We start from the raw sequence: 21,735 nt of genomic DNA on the forward strand, positions 1-21,735 counted from the left end.
TGTGTTTAACGGTGGTTTTTACCAAACAACCCAACCTACTAGCCCGCCTTCTACGAGTAGATGCAGAAGAAAAGCTATCTTGTGATCTAGTATCTCTAGGGTATCGGTCTATGCCAACCTGTACTAGAATATAAAAGGTGCATTTAGCACCCTGAGATTATCTTCCAAAATTTGTAGCGAAGATTCTGTGTTTGATCCCGCCTTCCCCTTTGAGGAGATTCATGTCTGAGACCCCCCAGTCTAAAAATAAGCAGGGTGCTATTGGTGCTTCCACTGCAAAAAACTCCCAGAAGAGCAACTACCACAGTAACGCTCAACATTCTGATGGGGCTGGGGCAAAACATAAGGATAGCGATGGAGGACGCCGAAACGACTTGAAAAACCCGAATAAATCGCATCGTTTCGATTTTCGGAGTAAGTCACCTAGGCAGCACGCGTATAAGACAGAGTCTCAGGAGAACGTGCGATCTGTTGACGGTCGAGCGGGTTATCGTCCTGCCAAGCTAAAGGCGCCTGAGATTGACAGTGATGTAACAGGTCGTGAATTAGACAGTGCTACAAGCCGTCAGCTTCGCGCGCTTGAGTCTAGGAATGCCGCTACCGTTGCAAAACATCTTGTTATGACTGGACGATATCTGGAGCTTGATCCCCAGTTTGCGCTTGAGCATGCTGTTGCTGCGTCTCGAAGCGCAGGACGTATTTCTGCGGTACGTGAGGCTGTAGGTGTCGCCGCATATGTCGCTGAAGATTACGAACTAGCATTACGTGAATTACGTACGCATCGTCGCATAAGCGGTTCTCTGGATCATCTTGCGCTCCTCGTAGACTGTGAGCGCGCTCTTAACCGTATCCCTAAAGCTCTTGACATGATAGAAGAAGCTAAACGTGAAGATCTTCCTGCCCCGGTTCGCGTTGAACTCGCCATTGTTGAATCTGGGATATATGCAGATCAGGGCAAAAAATCGCAAGCGATATCGGCTCTCCAAATTCCGCAGCTAAACCCAAAACGGGCTTTCGAATACAGCCCTCGACTCTTCACAGCATATTCCGAGGCTCTAGATAATGCAGGACGAAGCCAGGAAGCAGAGCAGTGGGCACGCCTCGCGTTCAGGGCCGAAGCTGCTTTGGGACAGGGTGAGTTCGCCGAGCCTGAGATTTTCGATATTTATGGTGAATCCGAGCTCTTTGAACCTGAGGAACCTGTGCTAGAAGACCTCAAACGACAAAGCAATACTAACGAGGGAACACAGCCAGAGAAGGAAGAGGCATATAGTTCTGACAAGTCAAAGAACTTGGCGGTTGCATCTTCTGAATATGAAACGAAGCCTTCCCAAAATGAAACAGAGCAGTAGAAACTATCTGTTCCTCGCCTGAGGCTACTTGCTTTGTCTATAACCAGAAAGAATTGAACATTATGACGAGCGAACCCCTACTAGCTCAGTACGATGCCTTACTTTCAGATCTCGACGGGGTAGTATACGCTGGACCCTACGCTATTGAGGGAGCGCCAGAAGCCTTGAACCGCGCTGAAAGCAGTGGAGTTCCCGTCGTCTTTGTGACTAATAATGCCTCGCGCTCCGTAGAATCTGTAGCGGCTCACCTGCAAGATTTAGGCGTGCGCACGCAGGCGGAACGTGTTGTCAGTTCTGCCCAAGCTGGTGCGGCTTTATTAGCTCAACATGTGCCCGCCGGGTCTAAAATTCTGGTTACCGGTACTGAAGCTTTAGCAGATTGTCTGCGGGCTGTCGGGTTGGAGCCTGTATCATCACAGTCCGACAACCCTGTTGCCGTGGTTCAGGGTTTTAACCCGCAGCTCAGCTGGGAAGATTTGGCAGAGGCAGCGTACACTCTCGCTGATCAAAACGTCTTATGGGTCGCCACGAACACAGACCAAACTATTCCTAAGGAACGAGGGCAAGCACCCGGTAACGGTACTTTAGTAGCGGCGGTGGGTATTGCGGCACGCCGTACTCCGATAGTCGCGGGGAAACCTGAAGCCGCTATTTTTGAGACTGCGGCTCAATCAGTAAAAGCCTCAAAGCCCGTTATTGTAGGGGACCGCCTTGACACCGATATTCTGGGAGCCAACAAAGCTCATATGGCGGGTGCACTTGTGCTGACCGGCGTGCAGACCTATCAGGATGTTATATCGGCGGTCCCTGAACAACGTCCCACATATATTTTGTGCACTCTTGATGATTTCTTCGAACCATATCCGCAGATCGAAATTCTCCATGAGAGCCACGCGATTACAGCGCATGGACCATCATGGGCTGCCAAGGTGCAGGGAAATAACCTCTATTTAACCGTCCAAGGCTCTTTCGCGCCAGAGGGTTTTTCCGGCAGCGATGCGGAAGCAGAAGCATGGCGCGTAGCCTGCGCTGCCTGGTGGGCGGCGCATCCGGAGCAGGCAGTGACCCCGAATATTCAAGGTCTTCCCGAGGTTTAACTTATGGGTAAGAAACAACAAAACTCTACAGAAAATGCTGATAGCCATGAGTCCCTTGAAGAAGCTGACTACCAGGAGTTTGAAACACAGCTGCAGGCTGTTTTAGCGATGGATCCTGTAGAGCGTATTCGGGCCTATGGAACCTTAGTTGATAATCTCGAAGATAATGTACGTTTCTCCCGAGAACACGGGGAGAACTCCTAGGTGCGGCTCGATAAATTTCTTGCCGAGCATGGGCTTGCTGCATCTCGTACTTTAGCGGCAAAACTTATTGATGCCGGGTGCGTGAGTGTTAATGGGAAAATTGTGTATAAGGCATCGCAGCCTGTACATCGTGACGATGATGTACTGGTACAAGAAAGCCCTCTTACAGAATATGTGAGTCGTGCCGGGCATAAACTTGCTGGTGCCTTAGATATTTTTACGCACATAACTGTAGCCGGCCGTCGCTGTCTGGACGCAGGTGCCTCTACCGGAGGATTTACCGACGTACTCTTGCGCCGTGGGGCTTCACATGTTGCAGCAGTTGACGTGGGTCACGGTCAACTTGTTGAGTCTTTGCGCATGGATCCTCGAGTTGATGCTTATGAAGGTCTTAACGTGCGTTATCTAACTCCAGAGGATATTGGGGGCTTAGTTTCCCTAGTTGTCTCTGACCTATCTTTTATCTCGTTGACATTAGTCATAGATGCTCTTGCGCAGGTGACCGAGGAAGATGGGGACTTAGTGCTCATGGTGAAACCACAATTTGAAGTAGGAAAACATCAAATTGGACGTGCAGGAGTGGTTACAGATCCTCAAGCACATGCTTTCGCCGTGCGTAAGGTGCAAGACTCGGCTCAATCATGTGGTCTTCGCGTGATAGATACTGTGCAAAGCCCTTTACCCGGGCAAGATGGTAACGTCGAATTTTTCTTATGGTGCAAGAAGCAGAAATAACAAACAAACCTTTTATCGAAATAATATTCTAGAAAATATGTTCCAGTATAATGGGAAATTCGGCTATACTAAAGAAGTAGTCGTGGGATAATTCGCAAATAATGCCTGCTGTGAGGAGGGTAGAACGTGTCAATAACGGAAAATCGTAAAATTCTAGTCTTTGCGCATACTGGCCGCAAAGAAGCACGGGATGCAGCCCGCCAGGCATGTAAACAGCTGCATAGTGCAGGTCTAGTGCCCGTGATGAACCGTTCTGATCTGGAAGCCTTGACGGAAAATTGGGACGATCCGGTGCCTGTGCAGGTGGTGCATGAGAGTGTTGCGCTTATTGATATTGAGCTTGGTATGGTCCTCGGCGGTGATGGTTCTATCTTGCGTGCTGCAGAAATGGTGCGACATACAAGCATTCCACTGATCGGCGTGAATCTGGGACACGTAGGATTCTTAGCGGAATCGGAAGAAAGTGATCTGCAAGAAACTGTAGACCGCATCGTCAAGAGCGAGTATGCGGTCGAAGAGCGTATGGCAATCGACATTGAAGTATGGCACGAGGAGAAACGTGTTCATACGGATTGGGCGCTTAATGAAGTAAGTGTTGAAAAAGGCAACCGCGAGAAGATGATTGAGGTCATCATTGAGGTAGATCGTAAGCCAATAAGCACATTTGGCTGTGATGGTGTGGTGATAGGTACGCCCACGGGATCCACCGCATACGCATTTTCAGGTGGGGGACCGGTGGTCTGGCCCGAGGTAGAAGCTATATTATTGGTGCCGCTTTCAGCACATGCCCTTTTTGCACGACCGCTAGTAGCATCTCCGTCTTCTATGGTAGCTGTTGAAATGATGGCTCATGGTGCATCCGGTGTGTTGTGGTGCGATGGACGACGTATGAATGATCTGCTGCCCGGTTCCCGTATTGAGGTGCGTAAATCTGAAAAACCAGTGCTTTTGGCACGTATCCACCCCGCCCCGTTCTCTGAACGGCTGGTTCGTAAGTTTGCTCTGCCTATTCGAGGATGGCGAGGCCCAACCTCTGAGGAGGAGCGTGAGGCGTGTGATGCCGGTGAAAAAAACAGTTCGCAAGATCCTCATTAGTTTATATCTGGTACTCACACGGAAACCGAATGTTTGGGCACTCCAGCAGGAAGTCGGTCAGTGCAATAGAGCCGCACATAGCTTGCGTATGTGGCACGACTCCAGCCCCTATGCGGTAAGGACTTTAAGGTAGACGCATCGTGATTGAAGAAATCCATATTCGGGACTTGGGCATTATTACTGATGCTCGATTACCCTTGCAGCCCGGGCTGTCGGTTCTAACAGGTGAAACTGGTGCCGGTAAAACTATGGTCGTTACGGCACTTGGTATGCTTCTCGGGGCACGTAGTGATGCTGCAAGTGTGCGTCAAGGGGCAAAGAGCGCCTTAGCGGAAGCCATTGTGCGCCTACCTCAAGAACATAAGGCTTTGACCCTCGCGGAAGAAGTGGGCGGAACAGTTGACCCGGTAGATGAAAAAACAAGCGAACTTCTCTTAGCTCGCACCGTTAATGCTTCTGGGCGTTCTCGAGCACATGTAGGAGGATGCACCGCGCCTGTCGGTAAGCTTTCAGATATTGGGCAAACTCTTGTAGCTGTGCACGGTCAGTCGGATCAATTGCGTCTCAAGTCTGCCAGCGAGCAACGTCGTGCACTAGACCTTTATGCGGGCGAAAAGCTTTTTGACCTGTTGGAGAAGTACCAGCATACCTATGAGCGGTACCGAGTCGCAGCCGCTGAATATAAAGAGGTTCGTGAGAATTCTCGTGCACGAGCATTAGAGGCGCAAAGCTTGCAGGGGGCGCTTGAAGAAATAGACTCCGTAAACCCACAGATGGGCGAGGACGAAGCGCTTAAGAATGAAAGCATCAAACTGATGAATGTTGAGGCGCTTCGTACCGCAACCGGTGTTGCAGCGGCGGCGCTGTCGGGCAGCGAATATACGGAAGGTACAGAGGCAAATGTACTGAGTCTTCTGGATGCGGCACATATATCTCTTTTGGGACAAGCCGATGCTGATAGCGATATAGAGAATTTAGCTCAACGGGTTAACGAACTTTTAGTTCTGGCGACTGATATTGCCACCGATATTTCTACCTATTCGACCTCGTTAGATTCTGAAGGGCCTGAACGCCTAGCGCAGGTACAGGAGCGTCGTGCGCAGCTGAAAACTTTGACGCGAAAATATGGTGCAGATATTGCGGAAGTCCTTGAGTGGGCCGAAGAATCTCGTGATCGCCTGACTCACCTTGTTGATGATCCAGCGCGACAGGAATCTCTAGAGCAAGAGCTCACCGACCTGCGTCAGGCTTTAGGAGAGCAGGCAGCTCAGCTTATGAAAGCGCGTCAAGAAGCCGCTTCGCGTTTGGCGGATTCTGTTAGTGAAGAACTAACCGCGCTTGCCATGCCGAATGCTTCTCTTGTTGTTGAAGTTGCCGAGGCAGATAAATTTTCAATTCATGGTCGTGACACAGTGACCTTTATGCTTGCTCCGCATCGTGAGGCAACCCCTCGTCCACTTGGGAAAGGCGCCTCTGGAGGTGAGCTTTCGCGCGTAATGCTTGCGTTGGAGGTTGTGTTGGCGGAAGTGGATCCGGTACCCACCTTTATCTTTGACGAAGTAGATTCGGGCGTTGGCGGTAAGGCTGCTATTGAGATTGGTCGCAGGCTTGCAATGCTTGCCCAGCATGTACAAGTTTTGGTGGTAACTCACCTACCACAGGTTGCGGCTTTCGCGGATCAGCATATTCTGGTTCTTAAAAATGATGATGCATCGTTATCGAAAGTACAGGTGCTTTCTGACCAAGAGCGTGTTGTGGAACTCGCTCGTATGCTCGCCGGACACGATCAGTCGGAAGCAGCCCAAGAACACGCGCGAGAGCTTTTACGCGCAGGGGGCCAGCTTGAGTAAACAGGTGCTGAAAAGACAACGGTCATAGCTGATATATCTGAGGAGTATTCCAAGGATATTCGGTAGTGTTGGGGCGCAGATATTTCTAGAGGCCGTTGTGGTGCAACACGGTATTCAGCGGTAGATAAAGCGTTTATTATGGCGTAAAAACTGCGCGAAATACGGGAAAGAGCTCATTAAATTTAGGGAAGAGAAACGCTCTCGTCCGCTAGTGTTCTATTGGATAGGGGAAAAGAAAATGGTAAGCTTGAATTCCGTGGTGAATGAAAATAATAACGCTCTTAACGCGTCCGCTAACGGTAAGGTAACCCGCCAAATCTTTGTTACGGGTGGTGTTGCTTCTTCGCTCGGTAAAGGTCTTTCAGCTTCTTCTCTCGGTCAGATTCTACGTTCTCGTGGTCTATCGGTCACGATGCAGAAATTTGACCCGTACCTTAACGTAGACCCCGGTACCATGAACCCTTTCCAGCACGGCGAAGTCTTTGTAACTGACGATGGTGCTGAAACAGACCTTGATATTGGGCATTACGAACGCTTTCTTGATGAGAACCTTGACCAATCCGCTAACGTTACAACCGGTCAGGTGTACTCGACCGTTATCGCAAAAGAACGTCGTGGAGAATATTTGGGCGATACCGTGCAGGTTATTCCTCATATCACTGATGAAATCAAAGCACGTATGCGTTACGCCGCCGAAATCGAAAACGCGCCCGATATCATCATCACTGAAATCGGCGGTACGGTAGGCGATATTGAATCGCTGCCCTTTATGGAAGCGGCACGCCAAGTACGCCGTGACGTTGGACGTCAGAACGTGTTTTTCCTCCATGTATCTTTGGTACCCTTTATCGGCCCTTCCGGCGAACTCAAAACGAAGCCTACTCAGCATTCCGTTGCAGCATTACGTGGTTTGGGTATCCTGCCCGATGGCTTGATTCTGCGTTGTGAGCGTGATGTTCCGGAATCGCACCGCGCCAAAATCGGTAACGCCTGCGATGTTGATACTGCCGCCGTTATCTCATGTCCCGATGCCCCCAGCATCTACGATATTCCCAAAACCCTTCATTCCCAGAAGCTCGACGATTATATTCTGGAATACTTCGGCATGACTGCCCCTGAGCCAGATTTCACGCAGTGGGATCGTTTGTTGGATGCGGTGCACCGCCCCTCCGCCGACGTTAACATTGCCCTCGTGGGTAAGTATATCGATCTTCCTGATGCATACCTCTCGGTTTCTGAGGCTCTGCGCGCCGGGGGCTTTGCGAATAATGCAAAGGTCAATATCAAATGGGTCGCTGCAGACCTATGCGCCACCGATGAAGACGCAGACCATCAGCTGCACGATATGGATGCCATTTTAGTACCCGGCGGTTTCGGTATTCGCGGTCTGGACGGCAAGATCGGCGCATTGAAATATGCTCGTGAACATAAGATTCCTACTCTGGGCATTTGCCTGGGGCTGCAGTCCATGGTGATTGAGTACGCTCGAAACGTTTTGAATCTTTCTGACGCATCCTCAACCGAGTTTGACCCGGAGACATCGGTTCCGGTCATTGCCACGATTGAAGAACAAAAGCAGTTTGTGGAAGGCGCAGGTGATTTGGGCGGAACCATGCGTTTGGGCCTGTACACAGCTAACCTGGTTCCCGGTTCACAGGTTGCTCAGGCCTATGGCGAGACCGAAGTGGCGGAACGGCATCGTCACCGGTACGAAGTTAATAACGAGTACCGTGAACAGCTTGAGAACGCGGGCTTGGTTATCTCCGGCACTTCACCGGATTCCTCGCTCGTGGAGTATGTTGAGCTCCCCGCTGATGTGCATCCTTACTATGTGGCGACTCAGGCTCATCCGGAGTACCGTTCGCGTCCTACGCGGCCGCATCCGCTTTTTGCGGGGCTGGTGAAAGCAGCTCTCAAGCGTAGCGGTAAAGAATAAGAACTTTCTTCATAAAAAGTCGCGGACTGCCGATGTAGTCCGCGACTTTGCTCTGCCAAAGGAAAATAGAAACGTCAGCGCTGTCAGCTGATAGCTCTGTCCTTAAGGTTCTGACTCTGGCGACCGTAAGTATGCAAATTAGAATAGGGATATGAACACTTCAGAGAACAAGAATCCGCATCGAATAGACCCTATGTATGCTGATGTGACCGATGCTCCCTCAACGCGAGAAATCCTAAGCCGTGAGGTGCAGTATAGCGGATATGTTCTCCAAGCAGCCGTGGAACACTATGATCTTGACGGGCACGGTACCACTTTAACGCGGGATGTTATCGACATGCCCGGTTCCGTTGCGGTTGCTGCGGTGAACAACTGGAATGAGATTCTGCTTCTGCGCCAGTATAGGCATCCCGTGCGTATGAATCTCTGGGAAGTTCCCGCAGGTCTTCTTGACATCACCGGTGAAGACCCTCTTCATGCAGCCCAGCGCGAACTCGCGGAAGAAGCCGATCTTGGAGCTCATCACTGGCGCAGCTTGGTCGATTATTATACGACTCCGGGAGCCGCTTCGGAAGCGGGTCGTATATACCTCGCCCAAGACCTGTACGAGATTCCTGAAGCAGACCGTATAGTACGCAGGGACGAAGAAGCGGAGATTACCTATCAATGGGTGCCACTTGAACAAGCCGTACGTCTTGTGCTCGCGGGCCGACTACATAACGGTTTGGCTATTCAGGCTATTCTCGCGTCATATTGCGCAGTCGAGGCTCGGCAAGAGCAATTGCCCTTGCGAGATGCCGCCGATACCTGGGATTTTCACCCTTACTTGGGAGGGCGCCGTATCCGACCCGAAACTTTTAAACACGAGGAATAATTCGCTATGGTTTCTCAGCACCTGAGCGAAGGAATACATCGTATAAGTCCGCTTGAGCGGGATATTGATCAGTATCTTATTCACCTGCGAGTTGAAAAAGGCAGCAGCGAGAATACGATAGCTTCGTATGCACGCGATTTAAAACGATATGTGGAATTTATGGCGTCACGCGGTATCATTGATGCCCACCGAATTCGCACTGCCGATGTGCGTGCCTTTATGCGTGAACTTGCCCAACCGACACTGCCGCGTGCGGAGGAGAGCGGGGATTCGGGGCATCCCAGCAAACGTCAGGGAGAAAAACCATCTGAATCTGATACCCGAGCAGAGGAACTCGAAGATACCCTGGAGTCTTTGGCGGTTTCCCTCTACACCTCGGATCAGACAAAGGCTCCTTCAACGAGTACGCGTGATGTCACACTGCCTCTGCCGCTGGGCCCTAATTCAATTGCACGTACCATGGCTGCAGTTCGTGGCGCGCATAGTTTCTGGCATGCTTCGCGCATCCTGGAGACCGATCCTGCCGCTGCCGTGAAACCGCCTAAAAATGTGAAGCGATTGCCCAAAGCCGTATCCGTGGAGCAAATGCAAAAGCTCCTTGCCATTCCCAGTCTTAAGACTCCTACCGGTCTGCGTAATCGAGCGATACTTGAGTTCTTATATGCTACCGGTGCGCGCGTGAGCGAGATGCTGGCAACAGATCTGGACGATATACACCTGGGCGAAAAACCCCGCGATGAAAACGGGGAATCTATTGCCGTGCCTGGGTATGTGCGTCTTTTCGGCAAAGGGGGTAAAGAGCGTTTAGTACCTTTGGGATCCTATGCGCAGAGGGCGCTGGAAGACTACATTGTGCGCGCTCGCCCCAAGTTTGCTTCACACGGTAAAGGCACCGCTGCGCTTTTCCTCAACGGGCGGGGGAGCCGGCTGGGTCGACAGGGAGCATGGCTTATCCTCAAAGAAGCAGCTGAGGAGGCAGGGCTGAGCTCTGATTTTTCGCCCCACTCTATTCGACACTCGTTTGCGACGCATCTTGTACAGGGCGGCGCCGATATTCGCGTGGTTCAGGAACTATTGGGACACGCCTCGATTGCGACTACACAGATGTATACCAAGGTTACTCCGGAAGGGATGCTGGAGGTTTACCGTATGGCGCATCCTCGTGCACATGAGCGTACTTAGTAGGTGATTAGTAGAAGTAGACTGTGGGGAATAGCTGCGCGGAAGAACGACGACACTATGTCTGTATAGCTATGCCGACAAATATGCGTTTAAAGAGAAAATACGCCAATAAGATACTATAATTTAGCTTATTTATACGATTTACACTCTAAAGATGTAATATTTATGCTGTTTGTAACAGACATGTAAATATTCTGTTGCAATGGCATATTTTAGTCAGAAAACACCCGCGTTAATGTTGCCGTAGGTGTAGCCTGTATAACATCCTGAATCCGGAACAATAAAGTTCTGGTCGGTATAGACACACAGCACCGTGCGTCCCCGGCGCGAAAGGAAAGAATTAATGAGTACGGAATCCGCAAAGAAACCGTTCTACAAAGACCCAACCCATATGCTCTACCTCTCGGTGATTGCCGCTGTGGTCCTTGGGTGTATCTTGGGAATGACCGTTCCCGATTTTGCAAAAGAGCTGCAGCCCATCGGTACTGGTTTTATCGCTCTCATCAAGATGATGATCGCTCCTGTAATTTTCTGTACGATTGTGCTGGGTGTAGGGTCTATTGCTAAGGCAGCAACCGTCGGCAAGGTCGGTGGATTGGCGCTGCTGTACTTCGTACTCATGTCGACCTTTGCCTTAGGAATTGGCCTGGTTGTAGGTAATATTATCGAGCCGGGAAGCTCGCTGCACTATGACCCGGCAACAACGAAATACACGCTTCCGAATTCGTCTGAAGGACATGGCGGTGACAGCACTGTCTCGTTCCTGCTCAACATTGTGCCGACTTCTTTGCTTTCGGCATTGACAAGCGGTAATATTCTGCAAACCCTTTTCGTGGCGCTTTTGACCGGCTTTGCCCTGCAGAAGATGGGGCCGGTTGGCGCTCCCATTCTCAAATTTCTGACCTACTGTCAGGCGCTCGTATTCCGTCTGCTCATGATGATTATGTGGTTAGCGCCTGCTGGTGCGCTTGGTGCGATTGCAGCTGTTGTAGGTTCTACGGGTTCCCGTGCGATCTCCTCAATGTTTATTTTGATGGTGGCATTCTATATCACTTGTATTCTCTTTGTCGTAATCGTTCTGGGCACTATTCTCAAGCTCGTAACCGGTGTGAATATCTTTACCCTGTTGAAATATCTGGCGCGCGAATATCTCCTCATCTTCTCAACATCCTCGTCGGAGGCGGCGCTGCCGCGTCTTATAGCCAAAATGGAACACTTAGGTGTTTCGAAGCCTGTCGTAGGCGTTGTGGTTCCTACGGGGTATTCCTTTAACCTGGATGGCACCGCAATTTACCTGACGATGAGCGCCCTCTTTGTCGCGGAGGCTATGGGGACTCCACTTGCGTTAGGCGAGCAGATTTCTCTGCTGGTCTTCATGATCATTGCTTCGAAAGGAGCTGCCGGTGTTTCGGGCGCAGGGTTGGCGACCCTGGCAGGCGGTTTGCAGTCGCACCGCCCCGACCTTGTTAATGGTGTAGGTTTGATCGTGGGAATCGATCGCTTCATGTCTGAAGCACGTGCGGTCACTAACTTCACAGGCAACGCAGTGGCGACGTTACTCATGGGGAAGATTGTTAAAGAGGTAGATATGGATCGTGTTCATGCGGTGCTGAAAGGGGAGATCCCCTTTGACGAATCCACCATGGGCGGCGAACTACACGGTGACCAATACGTGGATAATGCGGTAAGTCAAAAATCTCCCACCAAACAGATGTCCGTTGTAGCTGAACCAAAGATTAAAAATACTGTGACGCTACCGGAAGATCAATAAGTTAAAGTATGCGGGAAGGTGTATCTGTTTCTAGGGGAAAGCGCCTTCCCGCATATTGCAAGATCTGATTTAGCATGAGAATTACATAACGCTGTGGCTTATGGTGAGCGGGGTCTCTAGAATTCCCGAATATTTGGTTTATAGACCTGAACAGAGCGCGATGTAACATAATTCGTACGTAAAGCGAACTCACAAACCTGCTGAGCGGGCGTGTGTGGGGTAACCTTATACATAAAGAGAAAATTCGTTGACGAAGGTGAAGATAAGTTGACCGAAGCACCGGCACAAGAACTCGGACCAACCGGCCGACCCCTACGTGAATACCCCGACCCTGCGCCTATAAGCCAACATGGTCCCGCCCGCATCATCTCAATGGTGAATCAGAAGGGTGGCGTAGGAAAGACGACCTCAACCATAAATCTTGGTGCTGCACTTGCGGAGTGTGGTCGTAAAGTGCTCCTTGTAGACTTTGACCCTCAGGGTGCCCTGTCCGCTGGTTTCGGTACAAATCCGCATGAGCTTGAGCTGACCGTGTACAACGTGATGATGGATCGTAAGGTCGATATTAACGACGTTATTCTACCGACCGATATCGAGAACATCGACCTTCTTCCTGCAAACATCGACCTTTCTGCGGCTGAAGTTCAGCTAGTAAACGAAGTTGCTCGCGAGCAGGTACTCGCCTCAGCCTTACGTAAGGTACAGAATGAGTACGATGTTATTCTGATTGACTGTCAGCCCTCGCTCGGCCTGCTAACCGTAAACGCATTGACAGCATCACATGGCGTTATCATCCCGCTTATCTGCGAATTCTTTGCCCTACGAGCTGTGGCGCTTCTCGTGGACTCTATCGAGAAAGTGCAGGATCGCCTGAACCCAGATCTAGAAATTACCGGCGTTCTTGCGACCATGTTTGACGCCCGCACCATCCATTCTAAAGAAGTGCTGGCACGTATTATTGACGCTTTCGGAGATAAAGTATTTGACACCGTGATTAAGCGAACCGTTAAATTCCCGGATGCTACAGTATCGGCAGAGCCTATCCTCTCATATGCCAGCAACCACACCGGGGCTCAAGCTTACCGGCAGGTAGCCCGTGAACTTATTTACAAGGGCGGAGCCCGATAAGATTCTGGATCCCATGTGCCTTGACACCACCTATAAACCTTGAAGGTATGGTGTCAAGGCACGTATAATATGGGCGGTACATCCCGTATCTTTTATAATCTCGCAGGTTATCCTGCAATCCCCAGTAAAGGAAATCGGTCAACTATGACCAAAAATGTCGCTGCCGTGAGGGTACCGACACCGCATGAGACGTCTGATGCCTCCAATCCGGTGAACGGTGCTGGATTCACGCTTAATTTACCGAATTTTGAGGGCCCATTCGACCTTCTCCTAACACTGATCACACGTCGTAAGCTCGATATCACAGACATTGCGCTTGCTGAAGTAACCGACGAGTTCCTGGAGTATCTGCATGCCCTATATTCACAGGGCACCGAACGCGCATTAGACGAGGCAAGCGATTTTTTGGTAACGGCAGCGACTCTGCTAGAGCTTAAAGCCGCCCGGCTACTCCCGCAGAATCATGAACCATTGGATCAGGATGTGGCTCTTCTAGAAGCGCGTGATTTGCTTTTTGCCCGGTTGCTTCAGTACCGCGCCTACCGTGAGGTAGCCGCTATTTTCGCTGATCGTTGGCGCGAAGAGACCCAGCGCTTTCCGCGGACCGTGGCGCTTGAACCTGTATTTGTGAAGGCCCTTCCAGAGCTTGTTTTCAAAGGGGGAGTGGAGGAATTTGCGCGTATTGCAGCGCAAGCATTTGCCCCGAAACCTTCGACTAATCTAGAACCGAATCCGGCTGATGTTGCTGAGGAACTGAATGAGCACCTTCACGGCGCCTCAACAACGATTGCACACGAAGAACAATATATTCTGGATGCACTTCTTGCGTGTAAACCGACGGTATTATCGGTAACATTTTCGGCACTGGTGCATGATGCTCAGGGACTTGACATCGCAGTTGTGCGTTTCTTGGCCCTCTTAGAACTGTATAAAGAGGGTGCGGTAGACGTACATCAGGATGCGCCGCTTGCCGAGATTTCGGTACGTGCTACCGAATATGCGCGTGCTTTTGTTCCTGCTGAACCGGCAGTGTCAGCACATGATACAAGGCAGGGCTACAGTCCAGAACATCGCGATAGCGCGGATGATCTTACCTTGTCAGAGAGCGTTAAAAACGCAGGGGAGGAGACCGCATGAGCGAAGAATCCTTCGACTCTGCTGGTAAGACAGCCATGCAGCAGCAGGGGAGCCGATTTGAGGATGAATTCACCGAGAATGATTTAGCGATGGTGAACCTAGGCTACTGGGACCCTAGTGCCGATACTGAGACAGACAGTGAATCCGGAGAAGAATCTGATTGTAAAAATGCCTCGGTACCCGAGCAGACTTCTACTGACCAGGAACACAAAGCCGAGACTGAACGCGATTCTGATAAAAATATAACGTCTCCGGATGCTCGGCATCCCGCGAAGATAACCCGAGCGGTTGCCGCTGATGCAGAGGAATTCTCGCGCGTTGAGCTTATTCCTGGGGGCGTGAAAAGCGCTATTGAAGCTATTCTTGCTGTTGCTGATACTCCTGTAAGCGTGCGCGAACTCTCTGCCGCCCTGATTGTCAATGAGCGCAGTATTGAGCACGCTCTTGACGAGCTTTATCGTGAATATAACGGTGACGATTCGGAATATGGTGAAGACACTCCCGCCCACGAGCCGCGTGGTTTTGAGCTTCGCCAAGTTGCCGGTGGTTGGCGGTTGTATTCTCGCGCCGATTTTGCTCCCTGGGTAGCGAGGTTTGTGACCCGCTCACAGAGCGCTACCCTGAGCAAAAGCGCATATGAAACCCTGGCAGTTATCGCTTACCGGCAGCCGGTTACGCGTACCGCAATAGCCGCAGTCCGAGGAACAAACGCGGATGCATCGGTACGTCAGCTTGTACAGCGCCAGCTCGTGCACGCGGCCGGTAAAGAGGAGGGAACCGGCGCGGTTCTTTACGAGACTACGGAACTTTTCTTGACAAAATTAGGTCTCAACTCTCTGGAAGAGCTTCCCGCGCTTGCGCCTCTTTTACCTGATGAAACCGAGGCAGCAGTGCTCTCTGACAGCCCCTCTGAACACGGTAATCGTAACTAACCTATCCGCCCGCGGACTAAATCCAGGAAGTGGTGGGCACCAAAATCTTGTGAAAACTTTAGACGAACGACATAACGACATAAGGAATAAGACTATGGCATATGGAAACTCTCACGGTAAAAACCCCGGGTCGCGGAAACCTCGACCCGGCGCGAAACGTAATGGCGTGGGCGCTAGCTCCTCAACCCGAGGCGGTAAATTTAGTGGCAAAACTTCAGGCGGCGGAAAGCCTAAAGCCGGTACATCAGGGTCTTCACGCGCCGCGCGTAGCCACGGTGCGCGTGCTTCCAAGCGGGATAGGCGGGCGCCGCATCGCCCCTATCGTTCCGGTGAAGCTTTCCCGCATGAGCGCGGCGAATACAGGGTAAATAACTACTCTGGGCCACATCGCCCACGCCGTCCCCGTAATGCGCCTGTGGATCATTTTGATTTCTATGATCACGACGGTGTACGCCTGCAAAAATTGATGGCGCAGGCAGGTGTTGCATCGCGTCGTGTATGTGAAGAGATGATCACGGAAGGACGAGTGACCGTTAACGGTGAGGTCGTGACCGAGCTGGGGGTGCGTGTTAATCCTGCCGATGTGATTGTGCAGGTTGATGGTATGACCGTGCAGACTAACGAAAAGCTCATCTACATGGCGTTCAATAAACCTGCCGGCGTCGTTTCCACGATGGAAGACCCCGATGGCCGCCCCTGCATTAAAGATTTTCTACGTGACTCTATGAATGAGCGCGTTTTCCATGTGGGACGATTAGACGTGGAAACCGAGGGCCTGCTGCTTCTTACTAACGACGGCGAGCTCGCAAACCGTTTAACACATCCTTCGTATGAGGTACCCAAAACGTATCTGGTGCAGGTGCGCGGCCCAGTAGAGTCGGGGATTGGCGCTGAGCTAAAGAAAGGTATTCGCCTTGAAGACGGCGTATCGAGGGTGGACTCTTTTAAACTTGTGGATTCGGCGCCCGGCCATGTGCTGATTGAAGTGACCATTCACTCGGGCAAGAATCGTATTGTGCGCCGCCTCTTTGAAGCCGTGGGGTACCCTGTGGAGAAACTTGTTCGTGTGCAGATGGGTCCCATTCGTATCGGATCGCAGAAGCAGGGGACTGTTCGTAATCTTTCTAAAGTCGAAATTGGGCATCTGCTTGCTTCGGTGGAGATGTAATGACAGAAACAACTATGACCCCCATGCTGGAAGGACCGGTCCTCGTGGTAGGGGCTGGCCTATTGGGTGCATCTATCGGGCTAGGTTTGCGTGCTGCGGGGCTTGAAGTTTATCTGCAGGATATTTCGCCCACCGTTGAAGCCGTCGCCGAAGATATTGGGGCAGGAACCCGGCTCGATACCCTTGATCCCGATGAGCGTGAGTCTTTCACCCCGCAGCTGGTAGTTGTGGCCTCTCCACCGGATATAGCCGGAAAGCTTTGCGTACAGGCATTGCGGGAGTATGCGCCTAGCCCCGGATATGCGGGCGCTACCGTGACCGACATTGCCTCCGTTAAAGTACAGCCTTTAGAGCAGGTACTCGCCTCTGAGGCTGATGCTTCACGATACGTTGGTTCGCACCCGATGGCTGGGCGTGAAAAGACCGGCCCGGTTGCGGCGCGTGGGGAGCTTTTTCGGGCGCGTCCCTGGATTATCTGCGAACATGACGATGCACGTATCGAGTGCGTGCGATTAGTGCGCGCTCTTGCGGTAGAGCTTGGCTCTTTCGTGACGACTCTTAGCGCTGAAGAACACGACGAAACTGTTGCGTTGATTTCACATCTGCCGCAGGCTATGAGCTCCCTGCTAGCGACTCGGCTGCAGGAAACTCCCTTATATGCGCTTGGTTTAGCGGGGCAAGGGCTTCGCGATACAGTTCGCATCGCTGCTTCCGACCCCGCACTCTGGGTGCAGATTTTTGCGGCGAACGCAGCGCCTATCGTGAAAAGCCTCTATGGTGTGCGAGAAGATTTAAACCGTCTGATTGAAACATTGGAAGATCCTTCGGCATCGGGCGCCAGGCTTGATCTTGCGCAGCTGATGAGCGAAGGAAACGCCGGTGTGGCGCGCATTCCCGGTAAACATGGTGGAGTTCCGACGGCTTTTGCGACCCTCACCGTTTTGGTTGATGATGAGCCCGGAACTTTGGCACGGATGCTGGCAGATATTGGCGATTTGGGGGTTAACCTTGAAGATTTGCGGCTGGAGCACTCCACGGGCGCGCCCGTCGGCATGGCTGAGGTCTCGGTAAACCCGGCAAAACACGACTATTTGGTAGACGGGCTCACGGAACGAGGCTGGAAAGTCGTAAAATAGCTGGCGTTCTTCAGCAGTTACCCCCCCCGTAAGCCTGGATATTCAAGATTATTTTGACACTCAACATGCGGGACCCCTCGCAGACAGAAAGTAATGTTATGCATGAGAACCCTAAACTTACGATCGCGATCGATGGACCGTCAGGTTCTGGAAAATCATCGGTCTCAAAAGAAGTCGCACGCCATTTCGGGTTAGCGTATCTAGACACGGGCGCTATGTATCGTGCCGCAACCTATCGTGTACTTCAACTCGATATTAATCTTGCTGACCAAAACGCTATCGGGAAAGCTGTGCGAGAGATGCCGCTCGTCTTCGGAACCAATATCAAAGAAGAAGAAATTTTGATGGGCACCACCGATATTCGCGAGGAAATCCGCACTGAACGAATTTCTGGTGCGGTCTCTGCCGTAGCCTCTGTGCCTGCCGTTCGTGAATACCTCATCGAGCTACAACGCTGGACGATCAACCACGCGGTCAACGGTATTGTGGCGGAGGGGCGAGATATTACAACCGTGGTGGCACCGGATGCGGATGCACGCATACTGCTAACCGCATCGGAAGAGGTACGCATGGCACGCCGTGGACTAGAGAACACCGAAAAATCAGGGGAGTCCGGCGACCTTACGCAGCAGATCTCTGAACGCGATACCCAGGATTCTAAGGTAAACAATTTTATGGAAGCCGCTCCCGGTGTAGCCCTGGTAGACAGCTCGGATTTGGATTTTAACGAGACCGTATCAGCAGTTATTAATGCTGTTAATGCACAGGTGAAGGCGAAACGACAGGCATCACGGGATGCCTCTGCAGGGACCGAGACCGAATAAAATACTTGAAAAGACAGCGAACATACTAGTGAGAAATTAAAGCTGCTAGGACAAGCCTTAAGCTGGCGTTCGCGCAGAAGAAAGGACGGCGCATGGCTGAGAACGACGCTACCCGCGATGACTACGAAGACAAATACCTAGGCGGCGGAGAAGATGACCTCACCGAACGTTTAGCCGATATTGACGACGAAACCGCAGAAGCGCGTGCGCAGGCTCTTCTGGAAGGACTCGACGACTATGACCTTGATGAAGAAGACCGTGCCCTTCTTGGTGCTTGGGGCTTCGACTTTGACGAAGAAAACGAACAATTCGCCGATCCTGTAGTAGCTATCGTGGGGCGCCCCAACGTGGGAAAATCCACCATTATTAACCGCATTCTGGGGCGTCGGGAAGCCGTGGTAGAAGATAAGCCGGGCGTGACTCGCGACCGCGTCTCCTATAAGGCTGAATGGGTGGGCAAACGCTTTACCCTCGTCGATACTGGCGGCTGGGAGTCCGATGCTCGTGGTATTGATGCTCAGGTAGCGGATCAGGCAGAGATTGCGGTTGAGCAGGCCGATGTTGTCATCCTCGTTGTGGACGCACGTGTGGGAATTACCGCCTCAGACGAACAGATCGTGCGTATGCTTCGCCGTGTCAAGAAGCCTATCATTCTGATGGCAAATAAGATCGACGATTCCCACTTGGAACCGGAAATCTACGGCCTGTGGTCGCTGGGTATGGGACAGCCCTTCCCGGTTTCGGGTTTGCACGGTCGTGGTCTGGCGGATGCCCTCGATGAGCTTCTAGAGGTTATGCCCGAGCACTCCCAGTACACGCAGCCAGAGGCCCCGGGCGGACCTCGCCGTGTGGCACTTATCGGCCGCCCCAACGTGGGTAAATCCTCGCTGCTGAACAAACTAGCGGGTTCCGAACGTGCCGTCGTGAACGATCTCGCGGGTACTACACGCGACCCTATTGATGAGGTTATTGAGTTGGGCGGCTACCCGTGGCGATTCATCGATACGGCGGGCATTCGCCGTCGCCAGCATATGGCGAAAGGCGCCGAATTTTATTCCTCACTCCGCACCCAGACAGCCCTGGAACGCTCCGAAGTCGCAGTCGTACTTCTGGATGTTTCTGAACCGCTGAGCGAGCAGGATGTGCGCATCATTCAGACCACGATCGACTCCGGTCGCGCCATGGTGCTGGCTTTCAACAAATGGGATACCCTCGATGAGGAACGCCGCGATATGCTCGAACGCGAAATTGACCGCGACCTGGCACATGTGAAATGGGCTCCGCGCGTGAATATCTCGGCAAAAACCGGCTGGCATAAAGATAAGCTGGTTCCCGCCCTGGAACGCTCGCTGGAATCCTGGGATTCGCGTATTCCAACCGGGCGACTGAACGCTTTCTTAGGCGAATTGGCGGCGGCGCATCCCCATCCGCTGCGTGGTGGTAAGCAGCCGCGCATCCTATTCGGTACACAGGTGTCTTCACGCCCGCCGAAGTTTGTGCTCTTTACAACCGGATTCTTAGACCCGGGGTATCGGCGTTTTATCACGCGCCGTCTGCGTGAAACCTTTGAGTTCACAGGTACGCCGATCGAAATTTCGATGCGCGTGCGCGAACGCCGCTCTCTCGGGGACCGTCAGGGGAGCAAAGCGAAAAAGGGCGGCAAGGGCTCACGCAAACGCTAACGTGCTACCCAAACGTGAACGAGCATAACTACCCCACCCTTTGTATCTTTGGTGGGGTGCTTATGCTTCCCTTGGCTAATTCGTCGCGCTCATCTAAAAAGGTACGTTTGCGAGTAACTGGGCGCGTTGCTCAGCCGTCATTTTGTCTACCCGCGCATAAGGAAGCCACCGGAAATTTTTGATCCCGGTCTTCCGGAAAATACTTTGTTTGAAAATTCTGACGGCGGGCGCTCGCATGATGTATTTGTATATGGGCAAGGGCATACCGAGCGGGGTTACAAGAACGATTTCGGTATCATGATTCAGCCTAGTGACAAGCCGGTATTCGCTAGGCTGTGTGTACAGCAGATCTTTGGCGTAGACTTTATCGATAAAGCCCTTGGTCATGGCGGGCATAGAATCCCACCAGATAGGGAAGATAAAGATCAAGCGATCTGCGGATTTTACACGCGCCTGATAGTCCGCTATCTGGTTAGTGATGGGTTTACCACGACGCCAGTTAGCAAGGTCTTCTGCTCGCATGACCGGGTCGAAACCGTCGGCATGTAGATCAAGAAGATCGACCTCGTCGCCGCGTGCCTCAAGTTTATCGGTTATATTCTTGCATAGGGCAGCGCAAAAAGACCGCTGATGGGGGATATTACGCCAAGCCTCGGCAGTGTAGGGATGATCGAAAATAATGAGGTTTTTCATGATGCCCTCTCTAAAAATCTGTAGCGTCTGTGAAGAGTCAGTGTGTTTTAACACTGTCATCGCAGTAGCCCATATGCAAGCAGGGCTTTGGCAGGAATCCAAGCATTCTGAAGAGACGCTATGTTCTCAAAGTTCCCTTAGTCGTCTGCGTGGAATATATATTGAGCGGCAGCGAAAAATCCAGTATTTTCGCGTTTTCTAAGTTGCACGGGGTGAGAACCTGGGGTATAGTTATTCGAGTGTTCGCAGGGATTTCCTGGAAACACGGTACATAATAGTGTGATGTACATCGGGTTGTGGCGCAGCTTGGTAGCGCACTTGACTGGGGGTCAAGGGGTCGCAGGTTCAAATCCTGTCAACCCGACGCAGAAGACGCTCTAATCGGTAAAACTATCGATTGGAGCGTTTTTATTATTGGGTTTATCGTATATCGCTGTTTTCTGTCTACAACGCCGTTTTTTGTTAAGCTCTGCCGTGGTATGGGTAATCCCCGTCTTGGTTATTGAGCTGCTACTCTCGTATTTTTTTACCGCATCTGAACATTCTTTAGATCTGTGAGGGCGATGTCGCTGCAAGCTCCTTCTTGGATAGATTATTTCGCGAATCAATATCGTTTTTTGTCTCGATTCGTATGCTTTGCGTATTATGGCTTTCACTAGGCAAGAATACGCTTTAGGTGAAAGTACAACTATGATGTTCCTGTCTTTGAGTGGGAATACTTGCGAATTATTCTGTCGATAGTGGTATATTTTGGAGTGGATGAGGTGTCTACAGCTGGTCTGCCAAGGTAAATTCCTTGACCCTACAAAGAGGTACTGGTAGCGCAGTGTGGAAGCAACATCCGCACACACTGGCTTTCATAGCCAAAAACCACAGAATCGCAACCGTGGATCTTGGGTAAAAGTTCATGAACCCACGTTAATCCACATTAGTGGTACG

Annotated in this window: 18 protein-coding genes and 1 tRNA gene; 18 read left to right on the forward strand and 1 reads right to left on the reverse strand. The window is 51.5% G+C overall.

What is annotated here, in order from left to right:
- Nucleotides 1–221 precede the first annotated feature (221 nt).
- The 17 genes from HMPREF2625_RS06845 to der all read left to right on the forward strand — a co-directional run bounded on the left by HMPREF2625_RS06845 (nt 222) and on the right by der (nt 20,103).
- On the forward strand, nt 222–1,352 hold the full coding sequence (locus HMPREF2625_RS06845; RefSeq protein WP_070523328.1) for a tetratricopeptide repeat protein: 1,131 nt from the start codon (nt 222–224) through the stop codon (nt 1,350–1,352).
- 62 nt (nt 1,353–1,414) lie between these two features.
- Nucleotides 1,415–2,449, forward strand: coding sequence for an HAD-IIA family hydrolase (locus tag HMPREF2625_RS06850; RefSeq protein WP_070523331.1), 1,035 nt, complete (start codon nt 1,415–1,417; stop codon nt 2,447–2,449).
- A gap of 3 nt (nt 2,450–2,452) precedes the next feature.
- Nucleotides 2,453–2,653, forward strand: coding sequence for a hypothetical protein (locus tag HMPREF2625_RS06855; protein ID WP_070523334.1), 201 nt, complete (start codon nt 2,453–2,455; stop codon nt 2,651–2,653).
- Nucleotides 2,654–3,388, forward strand: coding sequence for a TlyA family RNA methyltransferase (locus tag HMPREF2625_RS06860; protein ID WP_070523336.1), 735 nt, complete (start codon nt 2,654–2,656; stop codon nt 3,386–3,388). It abuts the gene before it with no gap.
- A gap of 126 nt (nt 3,389–3,514) precedes the next feature.
- Nucleotides 3,515–4,483: an NAD kinase gene (locus HMPREF2625_RS06865; protein WP_013398797.1), complete on the forward strand. Its 969-nt coding sequence runs from the start codon at nt 3,515–3,517 to the stop codon at nt 4,481–4,483.
- A gap of 140 nt (nt 4,484–4,623) precedes the next feature.
- The gene (gene recN / locus HMPREF2625_RS06870; protein WP_070523339.1) at nt 4,624–6,333 is read left to right on the forward strand and encodes a DNA repair protein RecN; all 1,710 of its coding nucleotides are present in this window, start codon (nt 4,624–4,626) and stop codon (nt 6,331–6,333) included.
- A 238-nt stretch (nt 6,334–6,571) separates the two neighbouring features.
- The gene (locus HMPREF2625_RS06875; RefSeq protein WP_070523342.1) at nt 6,572–8,269 is read left to right on the forward strand and encodes a CTP synthase; all 1,698 of its coding nucleotides are present in this window, start codon (nt 6,572–6,574) and stop codon (nt 8,267–8,269) included.
- 151 nt (nt 8,270–8,420) lie between these two features.
- The gene (locus HMPREF2625_RS06880) at nt 8,421–9,143 is read left to right on the forward strand and encodes an NUDIX domain-containing protein (protein ID WP_083295640.1); all 723 of its coding nucleotides are present in this window, start codon (nt 8,421–8,423) and stop codon (nt 9,141–9,143) included.
- A 6-nt stretch (nt 9,144–9,149) separates the two neighbouring features.
- Nucleotides 9,150–10,325, forward strand: coding sequence for a site-specific tyrosine recombinase XerD (locus HMPREF2625_RS06885; RefSeq protein ID WP_070523345.1), 1,176 nt, complete (start codon nt 9,150–9,152; stop codon nt 10,323–10,325).
- A 343-nt stretch (nt 10,326–10,668) separates the two neighbouring features.
- Entirely contained in the window at nt 10,669–12,096 is a 1,428-nt protein-coding gene (locus HMPREF2625_RS06890; RefSeq protein WP_070523348.1) for a cation:dicarboxylate symporter family transporter, read from the forward strand.
- A gap of 267 nt (nt 12,097–12,363) precedes the next feature.
- Nucleotides 12,364–13,224 carry a ParA family protein gene (locus HMPREF2625_RS06895; protein ID WP_037231464.1) on the forward strand — a complete coding sequence of 287 codons (861 nt, stop codon included), beginning with the start codon at nt 12,364–12,366 and terminating at the stop codon, nt 13,222–13,224.
- 144 nt (nt 13,225–13,368) lie between these two features.
- Nucleotides 13,369–14,361, forward strand: coding sequence for a segregation and condensation protein A (locus tag HMPREF2625_RS06900; protein WP_070523351.1), 993 nt, complete (start codon nt 13,369–13,371; stop codon nt 14,359–14,361).
- On the forward strand, nt 14,358–15,293 hold the full coding sequence (gene scpB / locus HMPREF2625_RS06905; protein ID WP_246826739.1) for an SMC-Scp complex subunit ScpB: 936 nt from the start codon (nt 14,358–14,360) through the stop codon (nt 15,291–15,293). Before HMPREF2625_RS06900 ends, scpB begins: the two co-directional genes overlap by 4 nt.
- Nucleotides 15,294–15,387: 94 nt before the next feature.
- Nucleotides 15,388–16,461, forward strand: coding sequence for a pseudouridine synthase (locus HMPREF2625_RS06910; RefSeq protein ID WP_070523354.1), 1,074 nt, complete (start codon nt 15,388–15,390; stop codon nt 16,459–16,461).
- The gene (locus HMPREF2625_RS06915) at nt 16,461–17,597 is read left to right on the forward strand and encodes a prephenate dehydrogenase (protein WP_070523357.1); all 1,137 of its coding nucleotides are present in this window, start codon (nt 16,461–16,463) and stop codon (nt 17,595–17,597) included. The genes HMPREF2625_RS06910 and HMPREF2625_RS06915 overlap by 1 nt, the downstream gene beginning before the upstream one ends.
- 98 nt (nt 17,598–17,695) lie before the next feature.
- The gene (gene cmk, locus HMPREF2625_RS06920) at nt 17,696–18,421 is read left to right on the forward strand and encodes a (d)CMP kinase (RefSeq protein ID WP_070523359.1); all 726 of its coding nucleotides are present in this window, start codon (nt 17,696–17,698) and stop codon (nt 18,419–18,421) included.
- A gap of 92 nt (nt 18,422–18,513) precedes the next feature.
- Nucleotides 18,514–20,103, forward strand: coding sequence for a ribosome biogenesis GTPase Der (der, locus tag HMPREF2625_RS06925; protein ID WP_070523362.1), 1,590 nt, complete (start codon nt 18,514–18,516; stop codon nt 20,101–20,103).
- Nucleotides 20,104–20,196: 93 nt separating this feature from the next.
- Here der and HMPREF2625_RS06930 read toward each other — a convergent pair whose 3' ends face one another.
- Complete coding sequence (locus HMPREF2625_RS06930; protein WP_070523364.1) at nt 20,197–20,796, reverse strand: NAD(P)H-dependent oxidoreductase; 600 nt, start codon at nt 20,794–20,796, stop codon at nt 20,197–20,199.
- A 290-nt stretch (nt 20,797–21,086) separates the two neighbouring features.
- Here HMPREF2625_RS06930 and HMPREF2625_RS06935 point away from each other — a divergent pair.
- Nucleotides 21,087–21,160: transfer RNA gene (locus HMPREF2625_RS06935), tRNA-Pro, on the forward strand.
- Nucleotides 21,161–21,735 lie beyond the last annotated feature (575 nt).

Origin of the sequence: Rothia sp. HMSC064D08 (assembly GCF_001809525.1) — a bacterium.
In the GTDB taxonomy this organism is placed as follows: domain Bacteria; phylum Actinomycetota; class Actinomycetes; order Actinomycetales; family Micrococcaceae; genus Rothia; species Rothia dentocariosa.